Source organism: Acinetobacter sp. ANC 3832 (assembly GCF_002135415.1).
Taxonomy (GTDB): Bacteria; Pseudomonadota; Gammaproteobacteria; order Pseudomonadales; family Moraxellaceae; genus Acinetobacter.
Genome location: NZ_NEGJ01000002.1, coordinates 423681 through 441587, shown reverse-complemented (window position 1 = coordinate 441587; position 17907 = coordinate 423681). Strand labels below are relative to the sequence as shown.

13 protein-coding genes are annotated in these 17907 nt (G+C 38.6%); 9 read left to right on the top strand and 4 right to left on the bottom strand.

What is annotated here, in order from left to right:
• From B9T35_RS04455 to B9T35_RS04420, 8 genes are all read left to right on the top strand, one after another.
• On the top strand, positions 1 to 3216 hold a 3216-nt coding region (locus B9T35_RS04455), incomplete at its 5' end, for a YadA-like family protein (RefSeq protein ID WP_322853539.1).
• Between the two features lie 62 nt (positions 3217 to 3278).
• The gene (tpgA, locus tag B9T35_RS04450; protein WP_086189915.1) at positions 3279 to 4076 is read left to right on the top strand and encodes a trimeric autotransporter adhesin/peptidogylcan-associated protein TpgA; all 798 of its coding nucleotides are present in this window, start codon (positions 3279 to 3281) and stop codon (positions 4074 to 4076) included.
• A 33-nt stretch (positions 4077 to 4109) separates the two neighbouring features.
• On the top strand, positions 4110 to 4544 hold the full coding sequence (locus B9T35_RS04445; protein ID WP_086189914.1) for a hypothetical protein: 435 nt from the start codon (positions 4110 to 4112) through the stop codon (positions 4542 to 4544).
• A 25-nt stretch (positions 4545 to 4569) separates the two neighbouring features.
• Positions 4570 to 4995 carry a hypothetical protein gene (locus B9T35_RS04440; RefSeq protein ID WP_086189913.1) on the top strand — a complete coding sequence of 142 codons (426 nt, stop codon included), beginning with the start codon at positions 4570 to 4572 and terminating at the stop codon, positions 4993 to 4995.
• A gap of 375 nt (positions 4996 to 5370) precedes the next feature.
• Positions 5371 to 7200 carry a dihydroxy-acid dehydratase gene (gene ilvD / locus B9T35_RS04435; RefSeq protein WP_086189912.1) on the top strand — a complete coding sequence of 610 codons (1830 nt, stop codon included), beginning with the start codon at positions 5371 to 5373 and terminating at the stop codon, positions 7198 to 7200.
• Positions 7201 to 7702: 502 nt separating this feature from the next.
• A complete protein-coding gene (locus B9T35_RS04430) occupies positions 7703 to 9037 on the top strand; it encodes a hypothetical protein (RefSeq protein ID WP_086189911.1) in 1335 nt (444 codons plus the stop codon).
• On the top strand, positions 9018 to 9305 hold the full coding sequence (locus B9T35_RS04425; protein ID WP_086189910.1) for a chorismate mutase: 288 nt from the start codon (positions 9018 to 9020) through the stop codon (positions 9303 to 9305). The genes B9T35_RS04430 and B9T35_RS04425 overlap by 20 nt, the downstream gene beginning before the upstream one ends.
• Before the next feature lie 268 nt (positions 9306 to 9573).
• On the top strand, positions 9574 to 10317 hold the full coding sequence (locus B9T35_RS04420) for a sulfite exporter TauE/SafE family protein (RefSeq protein ID WP_086189909.1): 744 nt from the start codon (positions 9574 to 9576) through the stop codon (positions 10315 to 10317).
• Between the two features lie 105 nt (positions 10318 to 10422).
• On the opposite strand, the gene B9T35_RS04415 is transcribed toward B9T35_RS04420, so the two are convergent.
• From B9T35_RS04415 to B9T35_RS04400, 4 genes are all read right to left on the bottom strand, one after another.
• A complete protein-coding gene (locus tag B9T35_RS04415) occupies positions 10423 to 11325 on the bottom strand; it encodes a LysR family transcriptional regulator (protein ID WP_086189908.1) in 903 nt (300 codons plus the stop codon).
• 105 nt (positions 11326 to 11430) lie between these two features.
• On the bottom strand, positions 11431 to 12735 hold the full coding sequence (locus tag B9T35_RS04410; RefSeq protein ID WP_086189907.1) for a solute carrier family 23 protein: 1305 nt from the start codon (positions 12733 to 12735) through the stop codon (positions 11431 to 11433).
• Between the two features lie 413 nt (positions 12736 to 13148).
• Positions 13149 to 15839 (bottom strand): phosphoenolpyruvate carboxylase, encoded by a 2691-nt coding sequence (ppc, locus tag B9T35_RS04405; protein ID WP_086189906.1) that lies wholly within the window; start codon positions 15837 to 15839, stop codon positions 13149 to 13151.
• A gap of 160 nt (positions 15840 to 15999) precedes the next feature.
• Complete coding sequence (locus tag B9T35_RS04400) at positions 16000 to 16620, bottom strand: TetR/AcrR family transcriptional regulator (RefSeq protein WP_086189905.1); 621 nt, start codon at positions 16618 to 16620, stop codon at positions 16000 to 16002.
• 150 nt (positions 16621 to 16770) lie between these two features.
• Here B9T35_RS04400 and B9T35_RS04395 point away from each other — a divergent pair, with 150 nt between their 5' ends.
• Positions 16771 to 17901: an efflux RND transporter periplasmic adaptor subunit gene (locus B9T35_RS04395; protein ID WP_086189904.1), complete on the top strand. Its 1131-nt coding sequence runs from the start codon at positions 16771 to 16773 to the stop codon at positions 17899 to 17901.
• Positions 17902 to 17907 lie beyond the last annotated feature (6 nt).

Genomic DNA, 17907 nt, shown 5'->3' with positions numbered 1-17907 from the left:
AACTTAGGTGGCGGTTCAACTTATGACAAAACCACAGGCGAAGTGACGGCACCGAGCTACACCGTACAAAGCAATCCGAACGATGCGACGACCAGCACCACAGTCAACAACGTCGGTGCAGCAATCGACAGCTTAAACACAGCGGTGAATACCCCACTGACGTTTAAAGATGCAGCATCTGGCAGTTCAACCAACCCATTGGGTAGCGAACTTGCGATTGTGGGTGATAGCAACATCACCACGACCGTGACCCAAGGCCAAGCTGCGATTGCGCTGAACAAAGATCTCAATCTAACCAGCATTACTGCAGGTAATAGCTTGCTGAACACTAATGGTTTAACTATTACTGGTGGACCAAGCATTACCACAGCGGGCATTGATGCTGCGGGTACAAGCATCACCAATATAAAAGGTGGTGAGGTTAGTTTGGCATCGAAAGATGCTATTAATGGTAGCCAACTATATGGCACTTATTTGGCAATGGTTGATGCGTTAGGTGGAAGCTCATCATACAATCCTGATGGTACTGTTACCCCACCAACATATGCAGTAAATGGGACTGATTATAAGAATGTTGGTGCTGCAATTAGTGCTCTTGATACAGGTTGGGTGTTAAATGCGAATGGTCAGGACGCAAGTGCAATTAAAGCAGGAGATACTGTCGATATTGGTACAGCTGATACTGAAGAGAATCTAACTGTAAGTAAAACAGGTAATAAGATTGATTTTGCTCTAAATAAAGACTTGAAATTAAGCACTGTAACAGCTACGGATACAGTTACTGTTGGCATTGGCTCTAATGCAATTAGTATCAATGGTACAACAGGGACATTAAATGGATTAGCGAATAAGACTTGGGATTCGTCAAAAGTTGTCAGTGGACAAGCTGCAACTGAAGATCAATTGAAGTCTGCTACAACATACACAACTAAAGATGGCAATGGTAATGATGTTCAAATGAACATTTCCAATATTGTTGTAAATCAAAATGTAGATGATAAAAATCAAGACTCATTATTCTTGACTTATAACAAGGCTGGTCAAAACACAACAGACAGATTAACAATTGCTCAAACTGTGAGTCAAATGAATAGGGATGGTATTAAATACTTCCATACCAATGCAGATACATCTTCTGGTTCTTTAGGTGTAACAAATGACTCAAGTGCAGGTGGTTTAGATTCAACAGCAATCGGTGTTAATGCCATTATTGAAGCGGGTGCAGATGGTACACTTGCATTAGGTTTAAATACCAAAGCTTTAGCAACAGCAACGGCTTCAGTTGTTATTGGTCAGGGTTCAATTGTTCAAGGTGCTTCTTCTATCGCAATCGGTGATGGTGCACAAGCTTTAGGTAATCAATCGATTAGTATTGGTACGGGTAATGTAGTTACAGGAAATCGTTCAGGTGCGATTGGTGATCCAAATAATATAAGTGGTAATGACAGTTACGCTTTGGGTAATAACAATACAGTAACCACAAATGACACATTTGTTGTTGGTAATAATATTACTCAAACTGTGGATGGATCAGTTGTATTAGGTACTGGCTCTGCGGCAACCACTGGCGCAGGACAAGTTGGTTACAGTTCTCAAAATATTTTAGCACCAGATCTTGCCGCTATTAATGCAACATCATCAACAACTGGTGCTGTCGCTGTTGGTGATGCAAATAAAGGTGTGTATCGTCAAATTACTGGTGTAGCAGCAGGTACAGCAAACTCTGATGCAGTTAACGTTGCACAGTTAAAAGCGGTTGATAACCAAGTTGGTATTACACAAAACGCATTGGTAAATGGCTTAGGTGGTAATGCGAAAGTAAATACTGATGGTACGATTACAGGACCAACTTATAATGTTACTGGCAATACCCAAACTAATGTTGGAGATGCTCTAAATGCCTTAGATAAAGCACTTGCTGATACGACGGGTACTGCAAATGCTGGTTGGACAGTGAAAGCTGGAAATACAACGCAAGTCATTAAAGCAAACAAACAAGTTGAGTTTGAGGGTGATCAGAACGTTACAGTTTCACAAGCAAACGATGCTGATGGTAATGCGAAGTTAACCGTTGCATTGAATAAAAAACTAGACCTAGAAGAAGTTAAAACTGGCGATACCATTATGAATAATAGTGGTGTCTCAATTGGACAGACTGTTCAGTTGAATAATACAGGTTTAATTATTGTAGGCGGACCTAGTGTAACGACGGGTGGTATTAGTGCAGGAAACAAAGCCATTACAAACGTTGCAGATGGTGTAAATACTTCAGATGCGGTGAATAAAGGTCAATTGGATTCAGCTGTCAATAATATCCAAGGTAATATTGATAAAGTGACGGATCAAGCTGTTCAATACAATAAGAATGCAGATGGTACTGTTGATAAAAACAACGTTACTCTTGCAGGTGGATCGAATGGTACAAAAATTGGCAATGTTGCAGATGGTACTTTAGCTTCTGGTTCGAAAGACGCTGTTAATGGCGGTCAATTAGCGGATGTTCGTGATAATTTACAAGGACAAATTACGAATAACACCAATGATATCAATAGTATTAAGAATGACATCAATAGCGGTTCTGTTGGTTTAGTTCAACAAGCTGGAAAAGATGCAGACATTACTGTTGCTAAAGATACAGGTGGTTCAAAAGTAAATATGAGTGGTACCAGTGGTGACCGTGTTGTTACTGGTGTTGCAAATGGTGCAGTAAGTTCAACATCTAAAGATGCTGTAAATGGTAGCCAATTAAATGCAACCAACGATGCTGTTGTGAAGTATTTAGGTGGTGGAGCAGGGTATGACAACATCACAGGTAGCTTCACTGCACCAAGTTATACGGTTGGTGATAGTAAACATGACAATGTTGGTGGAGCAATTGATGCTCTCAATAAAGCCGATCAAACACTGAATAGCAAAATTGATAATGTCAGTACTAAACTTGATGATGCATTCCGAGTTACCAATGATCGCATCGATAGTGTAGAGAAAAAAGCCAATGCAGGTATTGCAGCCGCGATGGCACTGGAATCTGCTCCGTATATTGCAGGTAAATATACTTATGCCGCGGGTGCTTCTTATCATGGTGGTGAGAATGCGATTGGTGTAACTCTACGTAAAACAGCTGATAATGGACGTTGGTCGATTACCGGCGGTGTTGCAGCAGCATCTCAAGGTGATCCAAGTGTACGTATTGGTATCAGTGGTGTAATTGATTAATTCACTAGGCTAGGAAGATCTTCGGATCTTCCTTATTTTTACTTTATAAAAGAGAGATAAAAATGAAAACATTAAACAATATAATCATGTTCGGTGTACTCAGCGGTCTAGTGATTTCTATGAGCCATGCAACAGAAATAGATACGCAAAATACTGCTTCAGAAATTAGCTTTCCTGAAGTAAAAGACAGCTATTTAAAGCAAGTTCAACGTTATGAATATGATCAAGTATCTCGGTTAGATAAAGGACTGACTAAAGATCAAATTCGTTTTTTACTGGGTAATCCACAGTTTTCAGAGGGATTATTTGCGGTAAAAACATGGAACTATGTACTTGATATTCGAGAACCAAATAGCAACCAATATAAACGTTGCCAACTCAGAATAGATTTTGATAAAAAATCTTTATCTGAAAATTTATATTGGAAAGGTGAGCAATGCCAAGGTTTAATGGCTTGGGGGATTAACAATCAGTCGGATACTGAACAAAGTGTAGTGTCATTAGCAGATCACTCTGCAAGTGTTCTATTTTACTTTGATCGTTCTGATAAAAGTGGTATAAAAAATCCTGAATATATTTCTAATATTGCGAATCAAATTAAACAAGTAGATGGTATAAAAACCATATATTTAACGGGTTTTACAGATCGTTTAGGTTCTTTTCCTTATAATCAAAATTTATCAGCAGCAAGAGCCAATACAGTTGCTCAAATGTTGGTAGACCAAGGCGTTGACCCTAAAAAAATGCAGTTTGAAGCGAGAAATAAGACCGATGCTTATCAACAATGCTCAGGTGAGAATAAACGAGTTCAATTGGTTGAATGTTTAGCACCAAATCGTCGTGTAAATATCACATGGTAAAAATAGATTAAATGATTCAAAATTGGAGAATATATGCGCTTAGGATGGCTTAGTTTAAGTTTGATGTTGAGTATCACAACACATGCAGTTGCTGATTCTAAATCAACTTCTGCATCAAGTCCTTTACAGACTTTATTGCAAACTAAAAATTGGGGTTTAGTCCAGCCAGGGACGATGTGTATTGAACAATACCAATTTTTGCCATCTGGGGAAGTTTTGATTCAGAGCAATAAAGAACGCGTATCAGGAACATATAGTTATCTTGAAAAACAGCAAGGTTTTGAGTTGCCAGCTGTTGTGATTAATTTTAAGACGGATAATCAACAACCAGATTGTGCAGGTAATTCAGAGAATCAAGCGGGTACTTCAACAACCAATTTTATTAAAAAAGAGTCGGATCAGAAAGTTTATTTCTGTCTTGATTCTTTAGGGAAAAGTTGCCCAGTGTATTTGCGCCCAGAACGCTAAGTTAATTGTTTAGGAAACATAGAAAATGTTAAAAAAATTAGCACTTGTAATGATTGGTTTAGGTTGTGCAATTCAAGCTCAAGCGTTTGATAAAAGCCAAGTGAATTTAGAAAACGATTTTTGGGGAACTTGGTCTGTTTATAATGCAAAAACACAATGCACAGAAGCATATCAATTTACCAAGCCAGGTAATTTTACTTATACAACCAAGCAAAAAAAAATGACGGGTAATTTTGCTATTTTAAGAAATAAGGAAGCAAATGTTTTAGATATCTTAGCAATGAAAGTGAAAACAGACAATAAAAAAGCAGGTTGTAGTGGGCAAGTGGTTGACTATACCAATGCAGATATGCGTTTGAGTTTAAAGTGGGTTTCAGCAAAAACAGCGGAATTGTGTACAGACCGTGAAGGTAAGCAATGTACTGGGCTCTATTTAATTAAACAAAAATAAGTACTGTTTAATTTATTGAAAAGGCTTCTTCGGAAGTCTTTTTTATAAATGAAAATTTTCATAAATTGTAAAATTAATAAAATATATTTATATAAAAATTAAAAATTATTCATGAAAGTTGTGTATTTAATCTAAAGAGATCGGTTTATATTAGATTTCATTATCCATTTCTTTTATCTGGTTTGTCGAAATATTGGAATAGAAGCGCTACAGATATTTTTCGTATAAAAAAAGATCATTGTGGTGATCGTCTGTTCAACAGCACATGTAGTATGATGTGTTTATATTTCGACTGATTCAAAACTATATTAGTAATATTCAGCCAGAGAGAATCATCAGATTCATTTCAAGCTTAAACTTTGTTGGAAGCACACAATGCCTGACTATCGTTCAAAAACATCAACACACGGAAGAAATATGGCTGGCGCACGTGGCTTATGGCGTGCAACAGGAATGAAAGACGATGATTTTGGTAAACCCATTATTGCCGTGGTCAATTCATTTACCCAATTCGTTCCAGGTCATGTACATCTTAAAGATTTAGGACAATTGGTTGCGAGAGAAATTGAAGCATCAGGCGGTGTAGCCAAAGAATTCAACACCATTGCTGTCGATGATGGCATTGCGATGGGGCATGATGGCATGCTCTATTCATTGCCTTCGCGTGATTTAATTGCAGACTCAGTGGAATACATGGTAAATGCACACTGTGCAGATGCGATGGTCTGTATTTCCAACTGTGACAAAATCACACCGGGAATGTTGATGGCTGCAATGCGCCTTAACATTCCAGTGGTATTCGTCTCTGGCGGTCCGATGGAAGCAGGTAAGGTCAAAATTCGTGGCAATGAAAAAGCCATTGATTTGGTCGATGCGATGATTGTTGCGGCAGATGATAGTTTTACCGATGAAGAAGTTGCTGAATACGAACGTTCTGCTTGTCCAACCTGTGGTTCATGCTCAGGTATGTTTACTGCAAACTCAATGAACTGCTTAACAGAAGCTTTAGGTTTGTCTTTACCCGGTAATGGTTCGACGCTTGCAACACATGCTAACCGCAAAAAATTATTCTTAAAAGCGGGTGAGTTGATTGTTAAATTAGCAAAACAGCACTATGAACAGGACGATTACAGCGTATTACCACGTTCAATTGCAACCAAAGCTGCTTTTGAAAATGCTATGACTCTTGATATTTCAATGGGTGGTTCAACCAATACTGTCTTACATTTATTGGCTGCAGCACATGAAGCAGAAGTTGATTTCACCATGACCGATATTGATCGTCTGTCACGCGGTGTGCCTGTGTTGTGTAAAGTTGCACCTGCAAAACAAGATGTACATATGGAAGATATCCACCGTGCAGGCGGTATCATGTCTATTCTGGGTGAATTAGATCGTGCAGGATTATTAGATACCTCTGTACCGACAGTTCATGAAAAAACCATGAAAGATGCTTTGGATAAATGGGACATTATTCGCACTGAAGATGCGGATGTTTACGAATTTTTCCGTTCAGCGCCGGGCGGTGTTCCAACGCAAACAGCATTCTCACAAAATCGTTATTACCAAACTTTAGATGGAAACCGTGAAACGGGTGTGATTCGCAATGCTGAACATGCTTTCTCACAAGATGGCGGTTTAGCTGTACTGTACGGCAATATTGCAATTGATGGTTGTATTGTAAAAACTGCGGGCGTTGATGATTCAATCTTGAAATTTAACGGTACAGCACGTGTCTTTGAAAGCCAAGATGCGGCAGTTGACAGCATTTTAAGTGGTGGTATTACTGCGGGCGATGTTGTGGTGATTCGCTATGAAGGTCCACGTGGCGGTCCGGGTATGCAGGAGATGTTGTATCCAACCAGTTATTTAAAATCGAAGGGTTTAGGTAAAGAATGTGCCTTACTCACTGACGGTCGCTTCTCTGGTGGTTCATCAGGTTTATCGATTGGTCATGTGTCGCCTGAAGCTGCTGAAGGTGGTGCGATTGGTTTAGTTGAAGATGGTGATATCATTGAAATTGATATTCCAAACCGTAGCATTCACTTAAAAGTGGATGATGCGATCATGGCTGCGCGTCGCGAAGCTCAAGATGCGAAAGGTTGGCAGCCAAAAGAAGAACGTAAACGTAAAGTATCTAAAGCACTTAAAGCGTATGCGATGCATACGACGAGTGCATCAAAAGGTGCGGTACGAGAACTTTAATCGTTTTGTGATTTAAGTTGATGAAATAACGTTTTTCAAAAAGCTTGATGTTTTAAAAATGCACTCGAAATGAGTGCATTTTTATTATTGGCTTAGATGAAATTATTTATAAGTCAGTGAAATGCCAAGTTGGTTTGTTAGTTTTAAAGATGCTCTAAGACGATAAAAGCAATATATGTGTGATTTTGATGAAATATTCCAAACAGAATAAAATACGATAACGGCATCAATTCATTACAAAGGAATGGATTGAAAATTGACTTAGGGTATAACCCTAAAAGTATAGTCTCTCACTGTTTTTGAGTTGAAAAGTAGATAAAGTTGGCTGGAATAAATGATTTTATCCAGTTCTGAAACATTGAATCTTTTGCTTTGAATTGCTATAACTTTTGCATAAAGTTCATTTTATTTTTTAAAGCATCCGAGAAGAATGGATGGTATCCTTGAGCGAGTTTCAATCAAAATATTGAACTCATTCAGCATTTATTTCGAGGCTTATCTAATGTCACTGCTGCGCCGTTGGTTTGATCCAATCCGATCGAGTTGGTTTTATCAAAAGCCGATTCGCCAAGAGGTGTTATCCACGGAACAAGGCTTAAGTATTTATTTACGTCTGGATGATGTTTATAGTTATTTGGCAGTACAACAGCTAACCCAGTTAGATGATATTTTGAGTGATGCATTAAAACCGTTGAAGGTCATCATTTCGGATACAGCCGCAGAACCCCCCAATGGCATGACTGTTGAAGAATGGCGTAATTATTGTTTAAATGATGCCAAAATTTTAGCCAATCAACATCGCTTTAGTTATGATGAAAAACCAGAACAACCTACAGCAGAAGCACTACAACAAGCAGAAATAATTCTAAGAAATACGCCACTCACAGGGCAAAACTTCCTTTATTTAATCGAAGACGTTTTTCATATGCTCTGGCAACAGCAGTACGGGAAATTGCGTACTTTATTTGTGATGGCGAGTAAACATCAAACACCTCAAAATATACCTGAACGGATCTTTAATCATACGCCAGTACTTGCCAGTCATTTCGAGTTTGGTGGGCGTAAATACCATGCTGTAGATGATTTATTGCGTTTGATCCGACGTCTTAAACAACAAAAATTACTGATCGAAAACCCTATTTTTTTGATTAATCATATTGAGTGGCGTGAGCACATTATGAGTGATGCAGAGGAGCTTGCAGAAATACATGCAATGCACCCTGAACTCGATTTATATATTGCGCTTGAAGATCCGATCAGCTGGTTATTATTGGCGTATATTAAAGAAGAGCTTGCTGATTATTACAACATTCAACTGAATGTATTCCCTTTGTCTTATCACGGACGGGATGATTTTGATTGGAGTTTAGCGACTCGGTTATCGAAACGAACTGAAGTTAAATTTACGCCATTTTGTCGACCAACTGCTGATAGTACAGTGAATATGGCGCAACTGTATTACAGCGTATCTGAAGAGCAACGCGTTGATGCAATGTATGAAATTCTTGAAGCTGTATGGACGAAAGGTCAAGATTTATCCTTTAAAGCACATTTTCAACGGATGCAACAGACTTTAGGGATTGAAACGTTAACTCAAGTGGACGTATCGGAATTACTCAAACAGAATGATCAAACCTGTGCTAATCAACATCAACCTGATTTTCCAGTATTGGAATTAAGAATTGATGGCAAACAGTATGTCTTTAATAGTTTATATCGTGTGTGGATGATTGAAAGTATCTTCAGTAATGTGTTAGAACAAAAATATAAAAGTGAAAATAATGCTGAAAGGCTGATTAACAGTGAAGATCCCAGACATGAAAAGAGAGAAATGTGAGTCACTTGAACAGGTGCGTGAACATATTGATGCACTTGATCAAGCTTTAATAGAAATGATTGCGACACGTCAGTTTTATGTGGATCAAGCTGTACGTTTTAAGCGAAATGCGGAAGATGTGCAATCTCCTGAACGTGTGCAACAAGTGATAAATAAGGTGCGTCAGCAAGCAATTGATGTTGGAACCAATCCTGATTTGGTTGAGACGCTTTATCGAGAAATGATTCAGCATTTTATTCAACGAGAGTTAAAAGAGATTAGACCTTAATTTAATGCAGAACAGAATAATAAATGAAGCTATTATGACTGCGCTTCATATCATTTTTTGCAATATTTATTTTATTCACCCAGCTTATAAGAAAGAAAATATTCAGATCTACAACGAATTTTAATGAGTAATGACAGAATCTTGAGTCAGTACATAAATATTTTGATTTTTAAGCCTCAATCTTTCATTGAGGCTTACTTCTAAAAACACTGATTTTTGAAATGAATAACTTTCTGTAGTATCGCCTTGAATATAAGAGGTAATGCAGATGTTAGGGTTCGTGATTGGTGTTTTTGCAATTGCAGGTATGATTAAAGGCACAATTGGTTTAGGTTTGCCTGCTGTTTCTATGGGGCTATTAACATTGGTAATTAGCCCATTTCAGGCTGCAACTTTGCTTATTATTCCTTCAATGGTCACCAATTTTTGGCAACTTTTTGCAGAAGGGCGAGTCTTACAATTGGTTCGCCGTTTTTGGCCATTACTCATGGGTATTATTGTCGGTTCTATTTGGAGTGTTTTTCCAACGTTAGGGCATGGCGGTCAAGGTTTTCATAGTGAAGCTTTATTGGGTGGCATGCTCGCACTCTATGGTTTATACGGCTTATTTTCAAAAAATATGCCAAACCTTGCACCTCATGAAAAATGGTTGTCGCCTATTGTGGGTTATTTAGGGGGAGCATTGACTGTAGCAACAGGCGTAGTCGTTATTCCAGTTGTTCCTTATTTGCAATCATTGCATTTAAAGCGAGATGATTTAGTTCAATCTTTAGGTTTGGCTTTCACCGTTTCAACGCTCTGTTTGGCTGGATTCCTTCACTTAAATCCAGTAGAAGATACGCCCATTGATTATAAAATGTCGCTAATTGCACTGATTCCTGCATTAATGGGAATGTGGATTGGAACGAAAATTCGCTATCAGATTCCAGAGCAAAAGTTTCGTAAAGTTTTCTTTAGTGGCTTAGTTCTTTTTAGTGGTTATATGGTTTTACATCAATTTGGAATCATTTGAATTGAGTTTTGAGTATCAATTGCATTAGGCCATTTACATCTATATTAAAGCCTCGTTCTTGTTTTGCTTAAAAGAGACATTCAAAGGCTTTAAGTAAGATATTTCTTAAATAGAAAGCTTGGTTTTTTGCGACATTAAGAATTGAGTGAAATGTTGATAAGAAACAGGCAAGGCATCAAAGTTTTGTGCTGCCAATAAAAGTTTGCGATTTGCCCATGCTCCAAGTAATTCAACTTGATGAAAGGCATATAATTCATTCAGTCGTTTGGCTGCTCGCTTTGGCATAATGGCAATACCAACGCCATTTGCAACCACTTGTGCAATCGCTGCAAAATTGGGTAAACGTAAGCGATATTGAATAGCACAACCTAAGTTTTTTGCTTGAGCTTCAATCGATTGCTGTAATGAGTGATACTGCATTAATCCGACAAAGGGATAGTTCAACGTATCAATCAATTTTAATTCAGTCTGATTTTTTAATACATGATCTATTGGACAGATTAGAACCAATGGATCATTTGAGAAATCGAGTGTTTGTAATTGATGGGCATGAAAAAAACTCGAAATGAGTCCTAAGTGAGCTGTACCTTTTTCCAAAGCATGAATAATATCGTTACTTTCTGCCTCTTTTAAATCAATTTGAATGTTTGGATTTTCAACTAAATATTGTGGCAGTAGCATTGGCAAATATTCACTTTGTGCAGAGGAATTACACCACAAAGTCATTTCTGAATTTAAGCCTGATGAAAAGGGCAACATCACTTGTTGTAGATGTTGGCTTTGCTGAACCAGTCGTTGTGCTTCCTCAGTAAATGTTTGCCCTGCGATGGTGAGTTTTACACCTGTGGCATGTCGAGTGAAAAGGCTGACAGAAAATTGTTGTTCAAGTTTCTTCATCCGTTCACTGGCAGCTTGTAATGAAATTGCTGAACGCTCTGCACCTTTGGTTAAGCTGCCTGTATCAACAATATTTAAAAAGAGCTGTAGATCAAAAAAATTGAGTCGCATGGGCAAGCACTTATTTTAGATTGAATGACATCTTACTAAAAAAATACCGTCTTAAAAATCAGCGCGAAAAAAAGCAGCCTTTCGGCTGCCTAAATTTTAAAATACTTATTTAGATTTATCGGCTAAGCTAAAGAACCAATTCAGAAGAAGTGCTGCAAATGTTGCAGTACCAATACCGCCTAAATTAAAGTTGCCGAATTGTAGCGCAAAGTCACCTGTGCCTAAAATAATGGTTACTGCCGCGACCATGAGGTTTTTATTTTGAGAAAAATCGACTTTGTTTTCAATCCAAATTTTTGCACCAGCAATAGTAATTAAACCAAAAACGACAATTGAAGCACCTGTCAGAATTGCTGTGGGAATGGTATGGATGACAGCACCAAACTTAGGTGAAAGACCTAAGAAAATAGCAAAGACACCAGCAATCACAAATACAATAGTTGAGTAAACCCGAGTGACTGCCATGACCCCAATATTTTCACCATAAGTGGTCATACCCGGCGCACCAACACCACCAGAAATTGTGGTTGCAATCCCATCTGCAAGGAATGCTTTACCAATTTGTGGGTCTAGGTTTTCACCTGTCATTGCACCAACAGCTTTGATATGACCTAAGTTTTCAGCAACCAAAATTAATGCAATTGGGGCAATAATAATGATGGCATTGAAATCAAATTGTGGAGAATGAATGGTCGGTAAGCCAAACCATGCAGCTTCTTGAATAGGCGTAAAGTTAATGGGCGTACCATTTCCCATCACATTAGACACAATGAAATAGATTAGATAAGACGACAATAAGCCAACCAAAAGCAATAAACGTTGCAATAAGCCTTTGGTGAATACCGCAATAGATCCCATGCATAGCACGGTGACCAACGCCATCCACATATTAAAGTTATTGCCTGCAACACTTTTAACCGTGATGGGTGCAAGGTTTAAACCAATGATCATGACTACAGCACCTGTAACGACAGGTGGCATCAATTTCTCGATCCATTTGGTTCCTGTTACCATCACAAGTAGACCAAATAGGGCATATAAAATACCGCAGACCATGATTCCGCCAGCAGCAATGGCTAAATTGGGATTGGTCGCACCTGTACCAGAAGCCGCATAACCTGTTGCAGCAATCACGACACCAATAAAGCCGAAACTCGAACCTAAATAACTTGGAACTCGACCACCTGTCATTAAAAAGAACAGAATGGTACAAATACCAGACATCAAAATGGCTAAATTGGGTTCAAAGCCCATTAAAAATGGCGCTAAAACGGTTGAACCAAACATTGCAAAAGTATGTTGAATACCTAAGACAGCGCTTTGTGCAGGGGGGAGGTACTCATTGGTACCAACAGGACGGGCATCAATGTTACCGTCGTATGGACGCCACTTGGGAAACCAGTTGGACATAAATTGAGCGCTCAAAAAACAAATTGAGGACATCATACTCTTTCTTTTATTGATTTTTCATCATTTTAGAAAGACTAAAGAATTGCTATCATTCATTTTTTTGCTTTGTTTGTACCAAACGGTCAAATCAAAAAAGTGTGTAAGTAAGTAAAATCAAGAGATTAAAAAATCAGTATAAAATAAAGTCAAATATTTAATTTTTTGCAATTGAATTATTTTTTTAGAATTATTTTGACTTTAATGGCGGTGATGTTGAATAAATAAACAGGAATTTTGTTTAGATTTATATTGGCTGTACTTTCTTTTAGAAAATTCAAAAAATAAAAAGGAAATATCACGATGAAATGATATTTCCTTAAGTCGATATCTTGCATAAAAATTTTATACAAGATGAATGATCTTAAAAATGTTGCTTAGCCTGTATTACGTAAACCTGCAGCAATCCCTGCAATGCTGACCATAAGTGCATGATCAACAGGGGTATGTTCAGCCTGACATTCAGCCAAATAACCACGGCGACGTTTCATCAATTCAGCTTGTAATAAATGTAAGGGTAATAAATACGGTTTACGCACTTTCATGGATTGATCAAGCACATCATTAGAACTTAAAAGTTTAGATTCACCTTTCATTGCCAATAATGTTTGCACTGCATCATGTAGACGTTGACGTAATTCAGCACCCAGTACTTTTAAATCTTCGTCATCGGTCAAATGTGCCTCATAGTACAGCGCAATATTTGAATCTGCTTTAGACAGTACCATTTCCAACATATCAATAAGTGTTTGGAAATAGGGCCATTCGTGTAGCATCTCATCCAACACGGCTTTTTGACCTTGATTAATCACTTGATTAATTGCAGCGCCAGTACCCAACCAAGCAGGAAGCATTAAACGGATTTGTGTCCATGCAAAAACCCATGGAATGGCACGTAAAGATTCGATACCACCACTGACTTTACGTTTTGCAGGGCGTGAACCCAATGGCAACATTTGCAACTCAAGTTCAGGTGTCACTGTTCTTAAATATTGAACAAAATGAGGATTTTCACGCACGGTTTGACGATAAACCTGAACCGATAAATCGGTCATTGTATGCATTAAATCACGCCATTCCTGTTTCGGTTCAGGTGGTGGAAGCAAGGTAGCTTCTAATGTTGCAGCGGTATAAATCTCAAGATTTTGTAGCGCAATTTCTTCTAAACCAAACTTGAAGCGAATCATTTCACCTTGTTCAGTCACACGAATTGCACCTGAAATTGAACCGGGTGGTTGCGAGAATAAAGCCTGTTGTGTCGGTGCGCCACCACGACTGATTGAACCACCGCGACCGTGGAATAAAGTTAGGGTCACGCCGTGTTGTTTGGCAATAGCAGTTAATTCTTCTTGCGCACGATATTGTGCCCAATTGGCAGACATAAAGCCTGCATCTTTGGCAGAATCTGAGTAACCAATCATCACTTCATGCTTACCTTGAATATGCTGTTTATACCAATGCATATTAAACAAAGTGCTCATGGTTGCAGATGCGCCATCTAAATCTTTCAGTGTTTCAAACAGCGGTACAACACGTAAAGGATGTTCAATACCTGCTTCTTTTTGCAGTAGCAATACAGCTAAAACATCACTTGGATATTCCGCCATAGAAATAATGTACGCACCTAAACTTTCTTTAGGTTGTTCAGCCAAAGTACGCATGGTCGCAAAGACTTCTTGCACATCTGGATGCTCAATTAAGCTTCCTTTAGGCTCATTGAGCAATTTCGGTAGCAGAGGACGTTTGCTTTGTAGTTCTTGTAATAAGAAATTTTGACGGGCTTGCTCTGTCCACGTTTCAAAATTGCCTAAGCCTAAATATTCGGTAATCGCTGAAATGGCTTGGCGATGACGACCTGATTCCTGACGAATATCCAGTTTAAGCAATTCAATACCAAAGCAATTCACCCGATAAATAAAGTCGAGCAATTTACCATTGGCAATTTCAGGTAGATTACAGGCGATTAATGAGCGATAACATACCAATAAAGGTTGTAATAACTCATCTTTATGATGAATGATTTGGCTGCGATCGACATCTGAATGTTGCCCTTGAAGTTTATGCGCTAACCATTGACGGGTTGCTTTTAAACGTTCACGTGCATCACGTAAATATTCACGATATGGTTCAGGATGGCTTTTCCCTAAGGCTTGAGCCAATTCATTTGAACAGTCTTGAATAGACAATTCCCAGCGTAAATCTTCAATATCACGGAGATATAAATCAGCCGCTTTCCAACGAGATAACCACAGGACTTCTTGAGTAATATTATGCGTTACATTGGGATTACCATCACGGTCACCGCCCATCCACGAGGCAAAACGAATTGGTGCAATATCTAAAGGTAAATCTTGTTTGCAATGATCTTCAACCAATTCATTCAGTTCACGAATAAATTTGGGTACTGCGTTCCACAAGGTTTGCTCAATGGTGGTAAAGCCCCATTTTGCTTCATCTATAGGGGTTGGGCGATGTTGACGAATTTCATCCGTTTGCCATGCAGAGCAGACCAATTGCTTTAAATCGGCTAATACATCACGGCGTTGTTTAGGCGTGAGTTTTTGCTGATCAAAGGTGGATAAGCAATTGTTAATGCCATCATATTTTTGAATCAGAGTACGACGACTGACTTCAGTTGGATGCGCGGTAAGCACCAATTCAATTTTTAGTTCGCAAATTTGTTTATACAGAACTTCAGTCGAAATTTCTTGGTTTTTAAATTTTTCAAACAGATGAACCAAGACATTTGGAGAAGGTTCATTTTCATTAAATTCACTTTGACGACGGCTCCGCACCACATTGTATTGTTCTGCAATATTGGCAAAGTTTAAAAAGTGCGAAAAAGCACGTGTCAGTGGAAGAATTTCATCATCTTTTAAATTAAAAAATAATTGTTCGAGTTGTTTTTCTGCTTCAATTTGACCATCTCGTGCACCTTTGGCTAAGGCACGAATTTGCTCAATCTGATTAAACAAATCTTGTCCTGCATGTTCCTTTAAGGTTTCCCCTAAAATATTTCCCAGTAAGCGTACATCTTCACGCAATGGAGCATCAATTTGTTGAATCATTTTTCACTCTCCCATTCTTCTTATTTCGACTATATCGCGAAATATTGACATTCCAAGTCTTATCCTACAAAAGTATGTGAACTGCTGGTGAATAAGTCAGCAATTCATTGATCAGTATGCGTGAATTCAATGCATTGTATTATTTAAAAATGAAATACAACTAGGCTGCTCTATATTTCAATAGGAATAGATCAATGCTGTCTAAAATAATCTGCTTTTTTTCACTTTCTGTCGGTGGCTTACGAATGCCCAATAACACTTCATGATGGCGAAGCCCAAGCAATAAAGACAAAATCAGATCAGTTAATTTATCCACGGCGGCATTTTGAATAAAACCGAGATTAATCGCTTGTTGAAAGAAGTCTTGCCAAACAAGGCACATCCGTTGGTGTGAAGCATTATAAAATTGCAGTGCTAAAGGATTCTGTTCGGCTGCCAACTCTAAAAGTAGATGTTCTAGTTTAATCGCTTCAGGCAAACAAATAATATTCAAAGCCAATTCACACGCATGAGAAAAGGCCTGTTGAAAGTCACAATCTGCATGCAAGGTTAAAGGACGTGCATTGATCGATTCCTCACAGGTTTCTTCAATGGCACAAGTAAACAAGGTGGCTTTATCCTGAAAATGGTTATACACCGTCAGTTTAGTCACACCTGCCTCTTTGGCGATCTGATTCATGCTCGAGCCATGATAACCGCAGGTTAAAAATAGCGCTTTCGCCACTTCTAAAATACGCTTATGTTTTTCTAAGTCCTTTGGACGACCTGCTGTTATTTGCACTTTAATTTCCAAAAAAAGAAAAATAAGTCATTTACTTGATACCTGATTTATAATTAATGTACCATGCGGTATATTAATTAAAAAGTAATCAAATTAATAGACCTCACTCTATTGTGCCCGAAAAAATGCATTTGAATAAGAGCAACGCGTATGAGTACTTCAAAATCAGTGATAATCAGCATGATGATTGTATGTAGTGTGACTTTATGGGGGTGTAGCAAAGAACAGCCTGCTGCGGAACAAGTCCCTTTTGTCATGGTGACTCAGCCTGCAACCATACACAATGAACAAAAAAGTTATGCGGGTGATGTACAAGCCCGACAGCAAACGGCACTTGCATTTCGTGTGGGTGGGCAAATTATTGAGCGTTATGTTGATGTTGGGGATCGTGTCAAAGTCGGACAGGTACTTGCAAAACTGGATGTGAAAGATGCGCAGTTGCAACTGAATTCAGCACAGGCTCAATTGGAAAGTGCGCAATCCGCAGCGAAAATAGCCGCGGATGAATTTAAACGCTTTCAACAGCTCTTGCCGATTAATGCGGTGAGTCGTTCACAATATGATGCCATTAAAAGCCAATATGATTCTGCCAATGCCACTTTAAAACAAGCCCAATCGAATTATGCTGTAACAGCCAATCAAACGGGTTATAACCAATTGGTTGCCAATAAAAATGGTGTGATTACAGAGCGTAATATTGAAATTGGACAAGTGATTGCAGCAGGGCAAGCAGCGTATCAGTTGGCGATTGATGGTGATCGTGAAGTGGTTATTGGAGTGCCTGAGCAAGCGGTGTCCACAATTAAAGTAGGGCAAGATGCTTGGGTAACACTGTGGTCTAAACCTCAAGATAAGTTCGCTGCTTATGTCCGAGAGATTTCTCCTGCTGCTGATCAATCGCGTACTTTTACGGCCAAGGTTGCCTTAAAAGAAGGGCAGTCTGCCATTCAACTTGGACAAAGTGCACGTGTTTTCTTTAATACCACAACGCAAAATATGCTTAGTGTTCCGCTTTCAAGCGTTTCAGCAAATGCAAATCAAGCCTATGTTTGGGTTGTAAATGCAGATCAAACATTGCATAAAGTGCCTGTGACTTTAGGGGCTTATGGACGAGATAGTGTTCCAATTTTAAGTGGTTTAAATGCCAATAGTTGGGTTGTGGTTGGTGGTGTGCATCTATTACGTGAAAAGCAAAAAATTCATCCTGTAGATCGTGAAAATCGTGCGGTTACGATTCAAGCAACTCCAGTCGCTTCAACTAAAGTTGGAGGTGGTTCATGAGCCAAT